The organism is Ruegeria sp. CDSC081, from assembly GCF_059610485.1.
In genome coordinates, this window is record NZ_JBXWNS010000009.1 from 62,816 (window position 1) to 80,590 (window position 17,775).

Sequence of the window (17,775 nt, forward strand, 5' to 3'; positions counted from 1 at the left end):
GCAATGCAGACAGATTTCACCGAAAAACAGATGCAAGATCCGGCGATCCAACGCTCGAACCAGATTCTGCGCAGCTGTGTTCATTGCGGCTTTTGTACCGCCACCTGCCCGACCTATCAGGTGCTGGGGGATGAGCTCGACAGCCCGCGCGGACGGATCTACCTGATCAAGGATATGCTTGAGAATGAGCGTGTTCCGGATGAGAAAACCGTCAAACATATCGACCGCTGCCTGTCCTGTCTGGCCTGCATGACCACCTGTCCGTCGGGCGTTCATTACATGCATCTGGTCGATCACGCGCGGGAATATATCGAGCAGAACTACAAACGCCCGCTGACCGATCGCCTTCTGCGTTGGGTTCTGGCGCAAATTCTGCCCTATCCGATGCGGTTTCGCTGGGCCCTGATCGGGGCCAAGCTGGGCCGTCCCTTCCGGTTTCTGATGCCGGATGCGCGGCTGCGGGCGATGCTGGAGATGGCACCAAAACAAATCCCTCCGGTCAGCCGCAACGATGATCCGCAACGCTTTGCCCCTAATGGAGCGCAGAAAAAGCGCGTGGCGCTGATGACAGGCTGCGCCCAAAAGGCGCTGAACACGGATATCAACGACGCCACGATTCGCCTGCTGACCCGGCTGGGCTGCGAAGTCGTTGTGGCCAAAGGCGCGGGATGCTGTGGTGCGCTGACCCATCACATGGGCAAGGTGGCTGACAGCCACAAAGCGGCAGCGGCCAATATACAGGCCTGGACCAGAGAGATCGATAGCCAGGGGCTGGATGCCATCGTCATCAACACCTCGGGTTGTGGTACGACCGTCAAGGATTACGGGCATATGTTCCGAAACGAGGCTTTGGCGGCAGATGCCGCGCGGGTTTCGGCGATTGCCATGGATATCAGCGAATTGCTGGTGCAGCTGGACCTGCCCGGAGGCCAGCACAAGGGCATGACCGTCGCCTATCATGCCGCTTGTTCTTTGCAGCATGGGCAAAAGATCAAAAACCATCCCAAAGACCTGTTGAAGAATGCGGGTTTCACCGTGTTAGAGCCTTTAGACAGCCATCTGTGCTGTGGCAGTGCCGGGACCTATAACCTGATGCAGCCCGAAATCTCGGGTCAGTTAAAGCAACGCAAGGTTCGGACGCTTGAGGCTAAGAACCCCGATGTTATCGCTGCAGGCAATATTGGTTGCATGATGCAGATCGGTTCGGCCACGCAGATACCTATTTTGCATACGGTCGAGCTGTTGGATTGGTCCACAGGCGGGCCGTTGCCGCGTGCGATGCAGCAGGGTCATCAGGTGGGAACGGCCGTGCCGATCCTGCGTTAGCTACCTGATGCAGGGCTGCATCAGATAGAACGGGAAACGTGCCATACTGTCGATGCCCTATTTTCGCCGTACCTGACAGCTATGAACATATGCCGAAAGCAACGCCGGAGAACCGCTTGAGAAACTGGATCAAGGCTTTGGCGCTGGCACTCATACCGATGGCTGCAACGGCGCAGGATAGCGGGCTGAAAAGTCTGGACACCACCGATGCCGGGCGGGCCTGGATGGCTGTCGGGCGCTTGAATATTGACGGCGAAGCATTCTGCACCGCGACGCTGATTGCGCAGAACCAGGTGCTGACGGCAGCGCATTGTCTTTATGATAAGGCCACAGGCCAACGTATTGACCTGTCTAAGGTCGAGTTTCTTGCCGCCTGGCGTCTGGGTCGGGCATCTGCCTATCGTGCGGCGCGCAGGGCGGTGATTCACCCCGATTACTTTTACGACGACGAAACCCCGACCAACCGGATCGGTAGCGATATTGCGCTGATCGAGCTATGGCAGCCAATCCGCAGTACCTCGGTCATTCCATTTGATACCGGCGATCGGCCCGTTCGCGGACAGGAAGTTGGGGTTGTGTCCTATGCGAAGGACCGCGCCGAAGCGCCATCATTGCAGGAGGTCTGCTCGGTCGTGACCGGCGTTTCCGAGGTTCTTGTCCTGTCCTGTGATGTCGAGTTTGGATCCTCCGGCGCCCCGGTATTTGCGTTCGAGGGCGAAAGACCACGGATCGTCTCGGTCGTGGCGGCCAAGGCGGAATTCAATGGCGAGCCTGTGGCCATAGGTACCGCAGTCGAGGTTTCGCTGCCTTTGCTGCGGAGTGAACTGTCCGCCGGGCGCGGATTCAGCGGCTCGGAAACCGGCGATTCGGCAAGCCGTCATATTGGCGCCAGGTTCGTCCGGCCATGATGCGATTTTGGGCAAGCCTGTTTTTATGCCTGGCTATGATGACAACGATGTCCCAGGCGCAAAGTGCAAAACGCAAACTCACCGACCGCGATGACCTATATGGCTGGGAGGCCGTCGGCCGCCTGGATATCGGCGCCGAGGGGTTTTGTACGGGTACGTTGATCGCACAGGATCTGGTACTGACCGCGGCCCATTGCGCCTTGGACAAAAGAACCGGTCAACCCTATGGGCCGGGGCAGGTAACCTTTCGGGCAGGGCTAAGCGACGGAACTGCGTTGGCAGATCGCAAGGTGGTGCAGATCGCGGCACATCCGGATTACACACGTTTCGCTCAACTGTCGCCCGATGCCGTGCGCGTTGATGTCGCGTTGATGCGGCTGGATCAACCGATCCCCTATTCCGTGGCCGATCCCTTTGCGTTGCATAACGGGCGCGTGGCGGGGGATGAGGTCAGTCTTGCATCGTATGGTCGGGGCCGATCGAATGCGATTACGCGGGAACGGTCCTGTAAAATCCTGCAGCGCTTTCAGGGCCTGATCACATTCAACTGCGACATTACCTTTGGGTCCTCGGGTTCGGCCCTGTTGGCGCGAAAAGGTCCGCGCTGGCAAATACTTTCAGTAGTCTCTGCAGTTGGTACGGATGGTCGGCAGAAAGTGGGATTCGGTATGGAATTGCAGGAAATTGTGGCCGATCTGAAGGCGACTCTGCGCCGGGATGCCCCTAAACCAAAGGCGACAATAAAGCGATTGCAGGTGGGATCAGGCAAGTCGGATACCGGTGCGAAATTCATCAGCTCCGGAGGGGGTTGAACTCGGCCAGAACGTTTCCCATGTCAAATGTATCGGGTCGCCGCAAACGGGGCCTGAGATAATCGAACGCCCGTCCGATCGGAGGGCATTACGTTCATCGCTCAAACATGAGGATACGACATATGCGTACATTTGACTTTGCACCGCTGCACCGCGCCACCGTAGGTTTTGACCAGATCGCTGACATGATGGATCGCGTTCTGACCAATGATGTGGCTCAACCCAGCTATCCGCCCTACAACATCGAAAAAACCGATGCCGACACCTATCGTATCTCGGTTGCTGTTGCCGGTTTTTCCGAGGCCGATCTTTCGGTCGAAGTGAAAGAGAATTCGTTGGTCGTCGCCGGTAAGAAAACTGCGGAAGACAAAGATCGCAGCTATCTGCACCGCGGTATCGCCACCCGCGCGTTCGAGCGCCGTTTTGCCCTTGCCGACCACGTTCGTGTCACCGGTGCCAGCCATGAGAACGGCATGCTGAATATCGATCTCAAGCGCGAAGTGCCCGAAGCCCTGAAAGCCCGCCGGATCGAGATTTCGTCCAGCAAGGCCATCGAAAAGGATGTGGTTGACGCCAAAGCCGTAAACTGAGGCAGTCAGTCACCACGCCGCGGTAATCGTTCCTCTCTGGATTACCGCACCATGCGCCCCGCGTTCCTCCAGACGCGGGGCGTTGCCTTTACGGCCAGCTGTACAGCGAAGGTTTGGGCGGATCAGACCGACAGGCAGATGTATTTCATCTCCAGATAGTCTTCCATGCCATGATGGCTGCCTTCGCGGCCCAAGCCGGATTGTTTGACGCCGCCGAACGGGCCTAACTCGGTTGAGATGATGCCTGTGTTCACGCCAACGATCCCGTATTCCAGCGCCTCGGCCACTTTGTAAACGCGGCTGAGATCTTTGGCATAGAAATACGAGGCCAGACCAAAGATCGTATCATTGGCCATGGCGATCACGTCGTCTTCATCCTCGAACTTGAACAGCGGTGCCAGCGGGCCAAAGGTTTCGTCCTGCGCCACTAGCATGTCCTGCGTCACACCGGTGACAATGGTCGGCTCAAAGAAGGTGCCGCCCAGATCGTGCGGCAGGCCACCGGTCAGGATCGCGCCGCCTTTGTCGGTTACGTCTTTGATGTGTTCTTGCACCTTGGCAACGGCGTCATCATTGATCAGCGGTCCGGTGGTGATGCCTTCGTTCAGGCCGTCGCCGACGTTCAGAGCCTCGACCGCGGCCTTCAACTTGGCAGCAAACGCGTCATAGACACCGGCCTGCACATAGATGCGGTTGGCGCAGACACAGGTCTGGCCGTTATTGCGGAACTTGCACATCATCGCGCCTTCGACGGCGGCATCCAGATCGGCATCGTCAAACACGATGAACGGCGCGTTGCCGCCCAGCTCCATCGAGCATTTCATCACTTGTTCCGAGGCCTGCCGCAGCAGGATGCGCCCCACCTCGGTCGAGCCGGTAAAGGTCAGCTTGCGCACGCCGGGGTTCTCGCAGAACTCCTTGCCGATCTCGCTGGCGCGGGATGAGGGCACGACGTTGAATACACCAGCCGGAATGCCCGCCTGTTCGGCCAATGCGCCCAGAACCAGCGCGGACAAGGGAGTCTCGGCGGCAGGGCGGGCGACAAAGGCACACCCGGCGGCCAGCGCTGGCCCGGCCTTACGGGTGATCATCGCGTTGGGAAAGTTCCACGGCGTGATCGAGGCCGCAACGCCGATGGGCTGTTTCAGCACCATGATGCGTTTGTCGCGCTGATGACCTGGAATAGTCTCGCCATAGATGCGCTTGGCCTCTTCGCCGAAAAACTCGATGAACGAGGCACCATAGCCGATCTCACCCACGGCTTCGGCCAGCGGCTTGCCCTGTTCGGCGGTCAGAATCTTGCCCAGATCCTCGGCGTTTTCCATCATCAGATCGTACCAGCGGCGCAGGATCACGGCGCGTTCCTTGCCGGTCAGCTTGGCCCATTCCTTTTGCGCGGCCTCAGCCTGAGCGATGGCACCTGCAACCTGTGCACGGCTCAGATCGGCGACCTCGGCGATCACATCGCCCCGCGCTGGGTTGGTGACGGAAAACGTCCCATTGTCACCATCGACCCACTGGCCGCCGATATAGGCCTTGGTCACCAGCAGATCGGGGTTTTTCAGAATGGATTTCAGGTCGGTCGTAGTATCCAGCATGGGTCGGACTCCGGCAGAAAAGGGTTTGCGCGCACCCAAACAGGTGGCGTCGCATTTGTCTATGTCCACTCGGCGGGCAGGATCAATCCAGATTTGATCAAATTCATCGTTGCAGAGTGCAGATATCTCGCCTGCGTGGCCTATCTTTTTCGATACGAAATTGTAAAAGTCTCGGTGATTTGAGGGATCAAGGGGATGTAAATGAACATAACATTCCCTATCTTATTGGGTAAATAAAGAAAACAGGGGACAGCAGAGATGTCGAACCAGCAATTCGAAGCGTTGATTGAAGAAACACAGACGAAAGTGCGCGAAAGCCAGTCGCAGATCCAAGGGCTGACCTCGCGGATTGAGGCTGCACGGGCCAAGATTGGCACGGCCGAGGCGGATATCGATATCGAGAACGCCACTTTGGAAGATGTGCACGCCCATACCGAAGTCATGAACGCCAATATCGCCGAGCTGATCATGGGTCTGGATGACGTCACCAGCGCATTCTCTAAGGATTTTGACGAGATGCGCTCAAAATCCGGGTGGGAAACGTTTGTTGGCATCTTCTCGAAGGGTAAATCTGAATCGATGCGGCAGGAGCGGATGCGCACAGCCAGTATTGACGACAAGCTGCAGGACCTGATCGCCAAATCCGACGTGATCGTGAAGCTGCTGGAAGGGCAGCTGTCGGTGCTGGAAGAACAGCGCGTGAAGGTTGAAAACAACCTGACCGGAACGCTGGATGACCGCGAGGCCACCGTGGCCGAGCTGGAAGCGCTTCGCACTGAAATTCAGGGCATGGACCCGACGATCATCACGCTGGAGAACAAGATCAGCGTCGAACAGGACGCCGCCGCGCGCACCCAGCTGGAAACCGAGCTGGCCGAGCTGAACAAGCAATACAACGCCAAGGTTCAGGAAGAGCAGGTCAAGCTGGCCAAGTCCCAAACGCTTGAGCGGTACATCGAAAAAGGCAAGACTTGGGTCGATTCCCTGCAGAACCAGGCGGCGACACAGATGGTGTTGATCAACAAGCTGCAGACAGACACCCAACAGCGCGTGGTACTGTATGACGCCCTGACTAAATCGCTGAAAACCGCGCAGCAGCAGGACGTCGCCCACCGCATCAACGAGATCGGCGTGCAGACCGACCAAGAGGCGCAAACCGCCATGGCCTCGATCGGCACCGCGACCAACCAGAAGATGGCCGACATGCTCGAGGCGCATGAGGACCACATGGTCTTTGCCCGCGACGTGCTGGAGAAAAAGGCCAAGGCGGACGAACGCTTTGCCCGCCGGTTCTCCTCGATTGTCGAGAAGCATGATAAGAATTTGTATGGGGGTTGATCTTGGAACTGCTGGAGCTTTTTACATTTCTGGTGGCTCCAGAGAACTGGTTTTGGTGGATCGTTCTCGGCAGTTTCTGGCTTGTGTTCTCAGTGATGTACGCCGTTCTAGGCGGACCGTTTGGATGGGTGGCCGTCGTTCTTGTGGTCGCCAGCCTTTCTCATTCGGCTCATCGTTTGTGGAACGGAACCGTTGACTGAACAAATTCAACAAAGACCCAAGGTCGTCGGCTTCAGAATACTCTGGTTCGGTATAGCGATGATTTTTTGGCCTATTTTGGCGGCGTTTTTGTCCGGGCTTTTGTTTGCACAGGGCAGCTTTGGAATGTTCATAGCTCGTGTATCCTACCATTTGGCGTTTTTGCTTGGCACTCCCAGTATGCTGGCGGGCGTCGTGGCCGTAATGTGGGCTCTCGTTCTATTAAGAAAACAGAAGCGTCAATCGCAGGCAAACGTGAATGAGTGACCTTAACCCCACCCAAGACCACGTCGGCCTGACCGACACGTTCGCCTCGCGTCGCTATTTCCGCAAATTTGAGGTGATCACCGTTCACCTCCTGCGCGTGGCCGCGACGATGGAGGCTGAGGGCGCGATTTCCAAACAAGAGGTGCGCATTGTGTCGCGCTATCTCTCGGGGCTGCTCTATACCTTCCGTGCGCTCAGCATGAAATACCTGCTGGTCGGGCGCGATACGGGGCGGTTCTTTGGCAGCCTCGCCATGGACAAGCGCGACAGCGGCTTTCCAGTGGCGGCCGAGCTGCTGACCATGGCCAATGACGCGCAGCAGGCGCAGGTGCATCTGGCGAACATGCCGTCCGAGGATGAGCTGAAAACCGATATGGTTCGCACCATCATCAGCGACCGGGAGATCCCGACCAAGCTGCAATTCGCACTGTCCCAAAGGCTCTATTACGAGGAATTGCTGAAGGGTGAGCTGTTCTGGGCCCGTAATGATCCCGAATGTCACTGGATTGGCAATGAGGGCGAGCGGCGCAGGTTCCTGATCCACTGGGCCGTGTACGACAGCCAGATCAACCTGCCGGTCATCTACCTGATGGAGTTGGAGGATTCGGGGCGCACGGCCCTGCCCAAAGATCAACGCCGCTGGCCGGAAGTGCAGGCGCATCTGATGGCGCAATCCTTGGGTGGTCTGAAACTGGTGACCATCGCCAAAGGCTTTGATCAGGATTTCGACGACCTGCATCCCAAACACCTGCGCCGCATTCATGTGGGGCCAATGTATTCCTCGGCCTTTACCGAGCAATCCGGCCCGCTGCGGCAGGTGCTGGAGGATGCGAAATCCCCTGCGGGTCAGGATTGGGCCTTGGCCTGGACCACTGAAGCGCTGCGAAGCGAGGATGTGATTCAAGAACGCTCAGGCTGGTTCGGGACCGTAGACCGCGAGGTCTTTGCGCTGGACCCATTCGGCGGGCAGGGGGCCGAGACCGGGGCGACGCAAACCGAGCGCTCGATCATTCTGCCACAACGCCCGTTCCAGGTACTGGCCGAGCGCAACCCGCCGGGTTTTGGTGACGTGCGCAAGTTCGTCGTCAGCAAGACCGGGCAGGTGTTGAGATATTGAAGACAGTAAAGGCGATTTTGAGATGAGTTTGACGTCAGACCAGATGGAATTGCGCGAAGACGATATTCGCAAGCACTACACTGCGGCCACTGCCTTGCTGAACGGGTTCGAGCACGCGCCGCGGATTGCCAAAGCAGTTGAGGCCGCGGTTGAGAGGTCGCCGGGCGTCTCCACAGGTCGGCGGTTTCGGTCCACCACGCCAGGTTTGGTGACACGGCGGACCGTGCGGGCTGACGGGGTGCATCTGGTGGAACGGATCGAGGCGTCAGATGACGGCGATACGCTGGTTTCACCCCCGCAGGCCACCACGCAGCAGGCCATTCGTCGCGCTATCGCCATCGCTCTGGCGGTGTCTGAAGCCTATGCCGAACAGACCCCGCTGGCTGATCTCAAACGCGCGAACCTGGCGGGGGATCTGCCCGCCGCACGCAAGACAGAATTCTCGGAACTGCTGACGGCCGAGGCGCTGATCACCTCGCACAGTTTCGGCAATGCACTGGCCTATTTGATGTCCTCACATCTGGGCGAGACCACAGTTGATGTCGGGGAAATCGAAGAAGTTCTGACCGACAACGGCCAGCTTGCCCTGCACGGCGCGCTGTGGGAGCTGGACCAAACCCTCGCCAAACACGCGCCCGATGATGCGCATTTGATCGCGGCCACCAGCGCCTATGCCGAGCAACTGATGGACAAGGCTGCCCTACGCGCCCAATCCGCCGGCCATCTGGCCCCATTCCAGAACGCCGCCTGGCATATAGAGGCTGATGATCTGACGATCCGAGGGTTTGAGCCAGCGTCCAAAGCCAAATCCACCACCCTGACCATGACGTTCAAGAAACCGAACGAGGTGGTCGGCAACCATATCGCCAAGTATCAGGCGATGAAGCTGGCCAAGATGGTGATGGCCTATGATTTCGACCGCCGCCTGAACCCATTTGCCGAGCTTGGCGGGTTCATCTTTACCTTCATGGGCGACGGTAAACCGGGCACCGGCAAGACCACCCTGATCCAGATGATGGCCGGGCTGATCAACGACTATTGCCACAACGCGGGTTATCCGTTCCGCTATCAGAACCTGAGCACCGACAATATCGACAGCTATCAGGGCAAATCCGGCCAGAACGCCAAGGCCTTTATCAACACGATCATCGACCCCTCGGTCATCGGTTTTGGCACCATCGACGACATCGACCAGCTGGCGGGCAAACGCGGCGACCGGCAGTCGTCAGCCGGGCAGCTGGAAATCACCGCCGTGCTGATGGAGAGCTTTGCGGGCGCCAATACCGTTGTGCGCGGCAACTGCACCTTTGGCATGTTCTCGAACTACCCCGAGAATGTGGACGACGCCCTGCGTCAGCGGGCCGGCGCGCGGTTCCTGGTGGACGGGCCGCAAACGCGTGAGGACTACATCGACATCCTGCACCTGCTGATGGGCCGCAACCACGACATCCCGCTGGGCGAGCACGAAGCCTATGCCGCGCAGGAAATCAAAAAGGCCGTCGCCGCCAGTTTCGAAAGCCATTCCCGCCCGCATGAGGATGCTCTGCTGCAGGTCTATGACCGGGTTCAGGGACAGATCGGCCAGATGGATACGATTGCCAAGATGGGGGCGTATCTGAAGGCGATCCAACAGGCGGACGAGCGCTTTACCGGCCGCGCGATCAAGAACATCACCGACGCGGTCAAGGTCCGCGCGATGGACTTTGAGTTGCCCGACGAATGGATGGAAAACCCCGACCTGTTCCTGTTCCGCGACTACGACACCAAGAAGGCGATGATCGAGGATCTGCGCCAGCCGATCACGGTGGAAATGGTGATCCAAGAGATCAACCGCTACGCCGACAGCGAGTTCCGCTATGCCGATAAGAGCGACGAGGTCGCCATCGAAAACGCCGTCCGCGAGATGGGCCGGATGGAAGAGGCCAAGCGGCGGTATCTGGAGGGGAAGGTGTGAGCTTTTGGAGCTTTTTCTTACCCTACTTCGTTGCTTTATTAGTACTTTCTCTATTGAGCTATATTTGCGTGTCTCTCTTTTGGCTCAAGCCGCTCGAAAGACTACATATTCTTTTGGCATTGGTAGTCGATGTCGTGATCACGATCTCGCTAATGTCTGTATTGACGGTTATCGCTCTTCTTTATGCAACGGGTTTCGCTGTCTCGGAAACTTGTGGCGACCCCCTCACAAGCGGCTTACCTTGTCCGATTCTGGAAAAATTCGGTTGGTCCGTTTGGGCGATACTTATTTGGATTCCAGTGACTTTTTTTGGTTTGGTACGAAGGCTTAAAGTGGCTTTCGTTGAAAACAGCGCTGCATCATGATGGATTTCTATCTGTCATCAATCGAATGGTTGCCAACTGAACAAAGGCTCGCTTCATGATCCGCCTCATCGAAAAAGGCCTGATGTTTGGCAATCTCGTCCACATCTCCAGCCCGGCTCTGGTCGAGCGGTATAACCGCGCGTTGCAGCATCTGGCGGGCAAGACCACGGAACTGACGGATTTCCATGTCGATATCTCCGGCTACTCGCCAGAGGTGGGGATTGAGCTGGAGGACGAGCTCTACCTCAACCCCAACGGGGTCAACCGGCAGTTCATTCTGCTGACGACCGAGCAGAAACGCGCGCCTTTGCTGAACGTCAAATTCTCGACCTCGCGCGATATTCTGCGGGAATTTATCGAGATGAACGAGGCGCAGCTGTTTGCCCTGACCGCCACCGATGCGGTGGCCGGAGAGCTGGTGAACTCGGTCATCAAACTCAGCACCCCGCGTGACCTGTTCAACATCCAGAAGATCGAGATTGAGGCGGACACTGCTGGCGGCACCCTACGCAAGGCTCAGCAACTGGCGGGCATGGTTGAGCAGTTCAAAACGGAAGAGGATGCCTGGTTCGACGACGTGCTGATCGCCAAGATGATTGAGACGGCCAAGGAAACCGGCGACGTCACCCGCAACCCGGTCCACCTGCGCCACACTGCCTTTGAACAGCGTAATTTCTGGACCGCGCATTTCGGCGGGCTGTATCTGTTTCCAGACATGGATCACCCGGCGGCGATCTGCATGGGCGAAAAGCCCGACGATCTGAACATCAAATACACGTTTGACCCGTCGCAGCGGAACCAGATCGCCAAGTTTCTGGACTATAACGACCTGGTCGAACCCATCGTCAAGGCGCGCGGCGTGGATGCTGCTGCGATCCTGCAGCAAAAGATGGACTTCTTGACCGTCGACGCGGCCGCTGATGCCGGGGTCGATCTGACTGGCCTGAACCGCAGTGATATGCGTCGGCTGGCGCGCACCCACGCGGATCGGTTGCCAGAGGCCTATCATGGGCTGGCGCAGCTATTGCGTTGGGCGACGGATGGCGGGCGGTGGCCCCGGATCACCTCGGATCATTCGGCGTATTTCTATACGCTACGGGCCGCCGATACGCCGAACCGTGATCTGGTGAACATGCTGCTGGCCGAATTGGCCCCACTGGACCCGCGCCAGATGTTCATCTGCCACAAAGAGCTGTTCTATAGCACCTACAAATCCTGGTCCGAGGCCAAGAAGGCCTATGTTGCTGATTTCCTCGCGCGTGAGTATCAGGTGGACAAGGCGGGTGCCCGCGCTGCCCTGTTCGGACATGAGCCGGATATGAGCGGTCGAGACAGGATCAGCGAAACTGTTATCGCCCGCGTTGGGCCCTGGGGCGCATTAGGAAAGGATTGAAATGTTCGGAGCGATGCGCCTGTTTCTGATCCTGCTGGTCATCCAGACCGTGGCCTATTTTGCCCTATCGCTGTATTCACGCAGTGTGCGTCGCCGCAGGCTAGAGCATTGGTGGGACGAAAAGGGCAAAACCGGAGACAAGGCAGCCTTTGTCGCACGGGGGCTGCACGTCTATGACAATTCGTTCCGGCGCAAATTGATCCTGGGTGTCTATGTTGTGCCTTGGGTAGCGATCGGGTCGCTGATCTACATTGTGAACTACATGTGAGAGGTAAAGCATGGCCTATTTGAAATGGGCATTCATTCTGATTTTCTGGGGAACGGTCGCCGTAATCCTTCAGTATTCTCTGCCGCAACGGGATGTGGTTCGGATCGTCAACACCTATGAAGAACGGCAGGACCTGAACGACTGGACCCGGATCTTCTGGTCCGAGCCCGATGATCAGTCGGCCAGTCTGTCGAACCGGGATGTACAGTTCATTCAGGCCGTACGTGCCAATGGCAAACCGATTGTGTATCGCAACGAAGATACCAGCTGGGGTTGGCCGCCCTATTTCAAATTCGACACTGCCAATTTGTATACCGAAGCCAATGACGCGATCTCGGACAAAAACGACCCGGACTGGGTTGCCGTGACGCATTATGGCTGGCGGAATGAGTTCATGTCGATCTTTCCCAACGCTGTCTTTATCAAACATGTCGATGGTCCGGATGCGCGTCTGATCCCTTGGTTCAACATCGTCTTCCTGACGGTCTTCTTTGCGATTGTCTGGGCAATCTGGGTGCGCTGGCGCAGGTTCCGCCAGGCGCGGATCGATCCGATGATCGAGAGTGTCGAGGATGGGTTGTATGCAACCGGCGACGCCATCGGTGAGCATCGCAACCGATTCCGCAAATGGTTGGACAGTTGGAAATCAAAGTGACGTGAATTCCCGGCGGGTCTTGGGGCTGTGCGCCTACCGCCGGGATAGCCCTTCATCGAACGATGAACTCGGCGTGTAATGCTCCGGCCGCTTTGATCGTTTTCAGGATGTCGATCATGTCGCGGGGTGAGACACCCAAAGCGTTTAGCCCTGCGACGACTTCGGACAAGGTCGTGGCCTCGGGAATTTCCGCCAAACCGGTGCCTTCCTCTTCTTCGATACCGGCTACGGTACGCGGAACCACGACGGTTTCGCCTCGTGCGAACGGGTTTGGCTGAACCGCGATAGGGGCCTCTTCGACCGTCAGTGTCAGGTTGCCCTGCGAGACTGCCACGCGTGAGATCCGCACTTCCTGACCCATGACAATCGTGCCCGAACGCTGATCGACTACTACTCGCGCCTTTGTTTCTGGCTCTACTAGGATATTTTCAATGCGCCCAAGCGCATGCGCGGTCGAGATCGCCTGTGTCGCTGCAATATTCAGTTCGACCGTCCCGGAATCGCGCATGATCGCTACGGCTCGGTTGAATTCGGTATTGATTGCCTGCTCGATCCGACCGGCGGTTGTGAAATCCGGTTCACGCAGGGCCAGGCGCATTTGGGTCAGATCGGAAAGCTCAAAGTCGATTTCACGTTCGACCCGTGCCCCGGAGGGGATCACGCCGGATGTCGGAACCCCTTGAGTGACCGAAGCCGCATCGCCTTCGGCAACGGCGCCACCGGCAAGGACCGTCCCCTGCGCCACCGCATAGATCTGACCATCTGCCGCATTCAGCGGTGTCATGATAAGCGTCCCGCCCAGCAAGCTTTTGGAATCGCCGATTGCCGAAACGGTGACGTCGATCTGTCCACCAACCCGCGAAAAGGGGGGTAGGCTGGCCGTCACAAGAACAGCGGCGACGTTCTTGGGGCGAAAATCCTCACCATTCACGTTCACACCAAGCCGTTCCAGAATATTGGACATGATCTCTTCGGTGAACGGAGAATTCCTGAGCCCATCGCCGGTTCCATTCAATCCGACCACAAGACCATAGCCAACAAGGTCATTGCCGCGTACCCCGTCAAAATCGACAAGGTCCTTCAAGCGGACTGCCCCGGCAAAAGACAGGCTCGGAAGCAGGATCAGGAGAATGGCAAGTAATCTCATCTCAGGAAATTCACCAACGATAGGTTCGCGTTGCGAACGGTGACAGAATACAGGCTTTCCAATTGAAATTGGACAGTCTGCAGTTGCGCTGCGGTTTGATACGGGTCCGCGGCGATCAGAGAGTTTCGGCTGTAATCCAGGCTGGTACGCGCCGCCGCGTTGCGCGTGGCGGCTTGTTCAATCCGGGCCTCCGCCGAACCAACATCCGCCCGCAGGTTCACTGTGCCGTCCTGCGTATTGGCAAGCTCGACCCCCAGCTGGGTGAATAGGGACGTACGCAGATCATTGGGCAGTCCCAGATTATCGTCCGAAACCAGAGCGGCGACGGCGATGTCCCGCAACGCGGCTTTGAGCGTCGGATCGGTCGCAGTGATCGGAATAGAGACACTTTCATTCTCCGAAATGCTCATCGGTGCCAGAGTTGTGTCTGCACCCTGATAGATAACCGCATCGAAACCCGCAGGATCATTGAACCAGTCTTCCGCAGCTTGTGTGATGTCCGTGAGTGTTGTCAGCCCCGTCAACTCAGCCTCTAACGCGGTCAACAAGGTATCCGCAGATGCCAGAGGCGACACATCAGTATCCACGCCGGAAAACAGGCTTCGGCCACCCGCACGGGTGTTCAATGCCGACATGACCGTATCCAGCTCATTTCTGGCCTGGACAGAGGCATGCTCATGCGTGACCGCCTGATTGGAGGTCCCATATGCCAGTAAGGATGACGTCAGGCGCCCCACCGCGTCGTTGACCGTCGTCAGGCTAAGCTGCATGGCGTCGGTGAACAGACCGGCTTCGGCTGTGGCTACCTGAAAGGCATCCAGGCGCGACAGGTTGCGATCCATATCCAGAAGATAGGAATAATCCCCGTCCAGATGGCCGGAGACATCCTGCACTTTGCCTGAAGACATCTCATAAGACAGGGTTTCGATCTGATTTTTGATATCAGTCGCCCGCGATTTCAGGGTCAATCCGCGCGCGAGGTCGCCCATAGAGGTTACATTCATCATCACAGCCTCAACAACGTGTCCATAAGTTCATCGACGACCGAAACCAGTCTGGCATTTGCCGCATAGGCTTGTTCGATTTGCATTAGCCGCTGCAATTCCTGATCGGTATCGACGCCCTGTTCGGCCTCAATGGCCGTCATTTCCAGATTGGCGCTGTTTGCAAACACCCGCCGCCCATCGGCCACATGTGCGTCCGACCCAATCCGTGACAGCAACGCCTCGGAGATGTCTGCGGCGCGCATGTTTCCGGCCCCGAAAACAGCGCCGGCAACAGGGCGTTCGTCGTTCAGAGTTGAGCTGAAGACGCGCAGCTGGCTGGCATCTCCGGCGCTGCCGGGGGCGGTCGCACCCAGCCCGGCGCGAAGTTTCCAGCTGTCTCCTCCGGCGTCCGGGTCGACGATTGCGTTCAAGCTGATGCGCGAGGCCAATCCCGTCACCGATGCCGGATCAAACCGGCTGCCATCATCGGTGAAAACGCCCGGATCAGTGGCCAGCGCGGTCGGATCCAGCCCCGGCGTTTCGAACCTTTCGATAAGATCGCGCGCAACGGCATCCAGATCGACCTGAGCCTCAACCGCGATTTCATCCCGAATCTGGAATTGGGCCATCAAGGCACCGCCGCGAATTTGGGCGAAATCGCCACTGGTACGGACAGGGTTTCCGTTCATCTCAAGCCCGGACAACAACCCGTTTGCTAGGGTCATATGGGGCTTGGTGTCGCCGGTTGTCGAAAAGGAGAACTCGGCCGCAGTGTTTTCCAGCAATATCAAGCCGCCATCAGAATAAAGCGAGACCTGATCATTGTCCCTTTGAATCACATTTACAGGAACCAGTTCGTTGACCTGATCAATCAGGACCTGTCGTTGATCCAGTAGCCCACCAATATCGGCGCCGGAATACTTAATGGCCGGGATCTTGGCATTCAGCTCTTCAATATCCTTGAGGGTCTGATTCAGGGTGTCGACCTGTTTGCCGATGGACCGGTCCGCGTTGGATCGCATCTGACGCAACCCTTCAGAGGCTGCGTTCAGACCGCGTGCCAGATCCTGAGCCGTGCGCGCGACCTGGTCCAGTCGTTCACTGGAATCCGGCAGGCTTGCCGCTGTTAACAGGCTGCTGTCGAAATCAGCCAGCCGAACCGAAAGCGATGCGGGATCATCGGCGGACCCTACCAAAGATTCCAACCTTGTGTGAAAGTCCGAAATGGCGGTGTGAAAGGCCAGATCGGCATCCGTGGCCCGACGGTTGGACGTGAGGACGGGATCCTGATGACGAATGACACCTACGGTACGCACGCCGTGACCGGAAATCGTGTTGGTTGCCAGTTCCAGTGACCTGCGCGCGTAGCCGGGCGTCAATGCGTTTGCGATATTTTCGGACACAACCGCCGCACCGCGACTGGCGGCGGTCAGGCCGCCCAACGCGTTGTTCAATGCTGTGGACATATTCATTCTGCAGGTCCCTTTCCTGAATCAATACCCTGATCAGCGTTTGATATTGGTTGTTTCCTGAAGCATCTCATCCACCGTTTGGATAACCTTTGCGCTGGAAGAGTAAGCCCGCTGTGTCTGGATCATCGAGGTCAGCTCGGTCGCCACATCGGTAGTGGATTCTTCGCGCGCAAAAGAAACCAGGTCGCCGGTTGGCCCGTCCCCCGCATTCCACAGAAAGAACGTCCCGCTTTCCCGGGATGGTGCATAGGTCTGGCTGTCCAGCGCGGTCAGTCCATTTGGGTTCGGAACATCCGCCAATGGGATCTGGTACATGCGTCGGCTGACGCCGGTATCGTAGAACGCATAAACATACCCGTTTTCGTCAACTTGAACGCTGGTCATGGTGCCGACCGCCGAACCGTCGCGCGTGATCGAAACTGGTGCAAATGTATCGGACAGCTGCGTGATTCCGTCGGCATCCCCGATTTCCCCTATATTGATCTCCATCGGGCCGCCGGCCACGTTCACCACAACGCTGCCGGTTGCTGGGTCATATGCACCGCCGGTGACCGCAGTTACGCTGGCCAGCGTGCCACCCGCAGTTCGGCTATCGGTGAAGGTCAGGGTGTATTCACCGATAATGGCGCCGCCCGAGGCTGAATCGCGCATGATCATCGTCCATTCGTTACTGCTGCCGGTGGCCGGCACTGTAGGGATGAGTTCGATATCAACGCTTTCGGATTTTCCCAGATTGTCGAAATATTCAACGGACAAGGGTTGCATGTCGCCAGGGGAACCCGCATCCGTAGCGGTTGCGGGCAGGTTCATGCGCAGATTCATCTGCGTCGTGGGCGCGCCCGACAGTTGATTAACACTGAGCTGAATGGGTTCAAGCGCAGCTGGCGTGTCACGCGGAACCGCAGGGATGGTTCCATCCGCATTCGCACGCCAACCCAGCAGAACAAGCCCTGATTCGGTGACCAGATATCCTTCTTCATTGGTGCGGAACGACCCTGTCGTGGTCAGCAACATCTCATTCGAACCGGCCGCGATCTGAGAACTTGGTCGTACAGGCATCATGCCGCGCCCACGCACCGCAAGGTCGGTGGAGTTGTTGGTTGTCACCAGCGAACCGCGCTGGTCGATCAGGCGTTGGCTGGTGGTGCGAACGCCCCCAGCGGAATAGCTGCCGCCCTGGCCGGAGGTGACCATAGAATGGAAATCAGTTTCCACCCGTTTATACCCGAAGGTTGATGAATTCGCGATATTGTCCGAGATCGTCGCCAGCCGGTTTGCGTTGGCCTTCAATGCGGCCACGCCAGCGTTCAGCGAAGAGGAAATTGTCATTGGCACGCCCTTCTGTTGCGTCAAATCTTGATGCAACAGCTAACGCGCTGGG

Annotated in this window: 18 protein-coding genes; 13 read left to right on the top strand and 5 right to left on the bottom strand. The window is 57.7% G+C overall.

What is annotated here, in order from left to right:
* The first annotated feature begins 3 nt into the window (after positions 1-3).
* The 4 genes from glcF to AC2FH9_RS16225 all read left to right on the top strand — a co-directional run bounded on the left by glcF (position 4) and on the right by AC2FH9_RS16225 (position 3,636).
* Entirely contained in the window at positions 4-1,326 is a 1,323-nt protein-coding gene (glcF, locus tag AC2FH9_RS16210) for a glycolate oxidase subunit GlcF (protein ID WP_496872229.1), read from the top strand.
* A gap of 116 nt (positions 1,327-1,442) precedes the next feature.
* Positions 1,443-2,234 carry a trypsin-like serine peptidase gene (locus tag AC2FH9_RS16215; RefSeq protein ID WP_281973552.1) on the top strand — a complete coding sequence of 264 codons (792 nt, stop codon included), beginning with the start codon at positions 1,443-1,445 and terminating at the stop codon, positions 2,232-2,234.
* Between the two features lie 38 nt (positions 2,235-2,272).
* Positions 2,273-3,046 carry a trypsin-like serine peptidase gene (locus AC2FH9_RS16220; RefSeq protein WP_496750522.1) on the top strand — a complete coding sequence of 258 codons (774 nt, stop codon included), beginning with the start codon at positions 2,273-2,275 and terminating at the stop codon, positions 3,044-3,046.
* Positions 3,047-3,168: 122 nt separating this feature from the next.
* On the top strand, positions 3,169-3,636 hold the full coding sequence (locus tag AC2FH9_RS16225; RefSeq protein WP_496750520.1) for an Hsp20 family protein: 468 nt from the start codon (positions 3,169-3,171) through the stop codon (positions 3,634-3,636).
* A 122-nt stretch (positions 3,637-3,758) separates the two neighbouring features.
* Here the strand turns inward: AC2FH9_RS16225 and AC2FH9_RS16230 are convergent, their stop codons facing one another.
* Complete coding sequence (locus AC2FH9_RS16230) at positions 3,759-5,234, bottom strand: NAD-dependent succinate-semialdehyde dehydrogenase (protein ID WP_496872232.1); 1,476 nt, start codon at positions 5,232-5,234, stop codon at positions 3,759-3,761.
* Between the two features lie 258 nt (positions 5,235-5,492).
* On the opposite strand from AC2FH9_RS16230, the gene AC2FH9_RS16235 reads away from it, so the two are divergent.
* Genes AC2FH9_RS16235 through AC2FH9_RS16275 form a run of 9 tightly spaced genes read left to right on the top strand, consistent with a single transcriptional unit; the run spans position 5,493 to position 12,789 of the window.
* Positions 5,493-6,572, top strand: coding sequence for a hypothetical protein (locus AC2FH9_RS16235; RefSeq protein ID WP_496872234.1), 1,080 nt, complete (start codon positions 5,493-5,495; stop codon positions 6,570-6,572).
* Positions 6,573-6,574: 2 nt separating this feature from the next.
* Entirely contained in the window at positions 6,575-6,772 is a 198-nt protein-coding gene (locus AC2FH9_RS16240; protein WP_496703776.1) for a hypothetical protein, read from the top strand.
* Entirely contained in the window at positions 6,765-7,037 is a 273-nt protein-coding gene (locus tag AC2FH9_RS16245) for a hypothetical protein (RefSeq protein WP_282022195.1), read from the top strand. The genes AC2FH9_RS16240 and AC2FH9_RS16245 overlap by 8 nt, the downstream gene beginning before the upstream one ends.
* Positions 7,030-8,154, top strand: a complete 1,125-nt coding sequence (locus tag AC2FH9_RS16250; protein ID WP_496872236.1) for a hypothetical protein — start codon at positions 7,030-7,032, stop codon at positions 8,152-8,154. The genes AC2FH9_RS16245 and AC2FH9_RS16250 overlap by 8 nt, the downstream gene beginning before the upstream one ends.
* Positions 8,155-8,176: 22 nt before the next feature.
* Positions 8,177-10,108: an AAA family ATPase gene (locus AC2FH9_RS16255; protein WP_496872237.1), complete on the top strand. Its 1,932-nt coding sequence runs from the start codon at positions 8,177-8,179 to the stop codon at positions 10,106-10,108.
* Positions 10,105-10,473 carry a hypothetical protein gene (locus tag AC2FH9_RS16260; protein WP_496697341.1) on the top strand — a complete coding sequence of 123 codons (369 nt, stop codon included), beginning with the start codon at positions 10,105-10,107 and terminating at the stop codon, positions 10,471-10,473. The genes AC2FH9_RS16255 and AC2FH9_RS16260 overlap by 4 nt, the downstream gene beginning before the upstream one ends.
* A 55-nt stretch (positions 10,474-10,528) precedes the next feature.
* Positions 10,529-11,866, top strand: coding sequence for a DUF6638 family protein (locus AC2FH9_RS16265; protein WP_496697343.1), 1,338 nt, complete (start codon positions 10,529-10,531; stop codon positions 11,864-11,866).
* A 1-nt stretch (position 11,867) separates the two neighbouring features.
* The gene (locus tag AC2FH9_RS16270; RefSeq protein ID WP_142638342.1) at positions 11,868-12,134 is read left to right on the top strand and encodes a hypothetical protein; all 267 of its coding nucleotides are present in this window, start codon (positions 11,868-11,870) and stop codon (positions 12,132-12,134) included.
* Positions 12,135-12,144: 10 nt separating this feature from the next.
* Positions 12,145-12,789, top strand: a complete 645-nt coding sequence (locus tag AC2FH9_RS16275; RefSeq protein ID WP_496689870.1) for a DUF1523 family protein — start codon at positions 12,145-12,147, stop codon at positions 12,787-12,789.
* Positions 12,790-12,841: 52 nt separating this feature from the next.
* Here the strand turns inward: AC2FH9_RS16275 and AC2FH9_RS16280 are convergent, their stop codons facing one another.
* Genes AC2FH9_RS16280 through AC2FH9_RS16295 form a run of 4 tightly spaced genes read right to left on the bottom strand, consistent with a single transcriptional unit; the run spans position 12,842 to position 17,723 of the window.
* Positions 12,842-13,936 (bottom strand): flagellar basal body P-ring protein FlgI, encoded by a 1,095-nt coding sequence (locus AC2FH9_RS16280; protein WP_496697345.1) that lies wholly within the window; start codon positions 13,934-13,936, stop codon positions 12,842-12,844.
* Positions 13,933-14,943, bottom strand: coding sequence for a flagellin (locus AC2FH9_RS16285; protein WP_496697346.1), 1,011 nt, complete (start codon positions 14,941-14,943; stop codon positions 13,933-13,935). The genes AC2FH9_RS16280 and AC2FH9_RS16285 overlap by 4 nt, the downstream gene beginning before the upstream one ends.
* Positions 14,943-16,394 (bottom strand): flagellar hook-associated protein FlgK, encoded by a 1,452-nt coding sequence (flgK, locus tag AC2FH9_RS16290; RefSeq protein WP_496872238.1) that lies wholly within the window; start codon positions 16,392-16,394, stop codon positions 14,943-14,945. The genes AC2FH9_RS16285 and flgK overlap by 1 nt, the downstream gene beginning before the upstream one ends.
* 33 nt (positions 16,395-16,427) lie before the next feature.
* Positions 16,428-17,723: a flagellar hook protein FlgE gene (locus AC2FH9_RS16295; protein ID WP_496692706.1), complete on the bottom strand. Its 1,296-nt coding sequence runs from the start codon at positions 17,721-17,723 to the stop codon at positions 16,428-16,430.
* Between the last annotated feature and the right edge of the window lie 52 nt (positions 17,724-17,775).

Coding starts and splice junctions, on each gene's coding strand:
- AC2FH9_RS16220 (WP_496750522.1), top strand. CDS start 2,273: ATGACAACGATGTCCCAGGCGCAAAGTGCAAAACGCAAACTCACCGAC.
- AC2FH9_RS16250 (WP_496872236.1), top strand. CDS start 7,030: ATGAGTGACCTTAACCCCACCCAAGACCACGTCGGCCTGACCGACACG.
- AC2FH9_RS16230 (WP_496872232.1), bottom strand. CDS start 5,234: ATGCTGGATACTACGACCGACCTGAAATCCATTCTGAAAAACCCCGAT.
- AC2FH9_RS16295 (WP_496692706.1), bottom strand. CDS start 17,723: ATGACAATTTCCTCTTCGCTGAACGCTGGCGTGGCCGCATTGAAGGCC.
- glcF (WP_496872229.1), top strand. CDS start 4: ATGCAGACAGATTTCACCGAAAAACAGATGCAAGATCCGGCGATCCAA.
- AC2FH9_RS16275 (WP_496689870.1), top strand. CDS start 12,145: ATGGCCTATTTGAAATGGGCATTCATTCTGATTTTCTGGGGAACGGTC.
- AC2FH9_RS16235 (WP_496872234.1), top strand. CDS start 5,493: ATGTCGAACCAGCAATTCGAAGCGTTGATTGAAGAAACACAGACGAAA.
- AC2FH9_RS16265 (WP_496697343.1), top strand. CDS start 10,529: ATGATCCGCCTCATCGAAAAAGGCCTGATGTTTGGCAATCTCGTCCAC.
- AC2FH9_RS16285 (WP_496697346.1), bottom strand. CDS start 14,943: ATGATGAATGTAACCTCTATGGGCGACCTCGCGCGCGGATTGACCCTG.
- AC2FH9_RS16225 (WP_496750520.1), top strand. CDS start 3,169: ATGCGTACATTTGACTTTGCACCGCTGCACCGCGCCACCGTAGGTTTT.
- flgK (WP_496872238.1), bottom strand. CDS start 16,394: ATGAATATGTCCACAGCATTGAACAACGCGTTGGGCGGCCTGACCGCC.
- AC2FH9_RS16255 (WP_496872237.1), top strand. CDS start 8,177: ATGAGTTTGACGTCAGACCAGATGGAATTGCGCGAAGACGATATTCGC.
- AC2FH9_RS16270 (WP_142638342.1), top strand. CDS start 11,868: ATGTTCGGAGCGATGCGCCTGTTTCTGATCCTGCTGGTCATCCAGACC.
- AC2FH9_RS16280 (WP_496697345.1), bottom strand. CDS start 13,936: ATGAGATTACTTGCCATTCTCCTGATCCTGCTTCCGAGCCTGTCTTTT.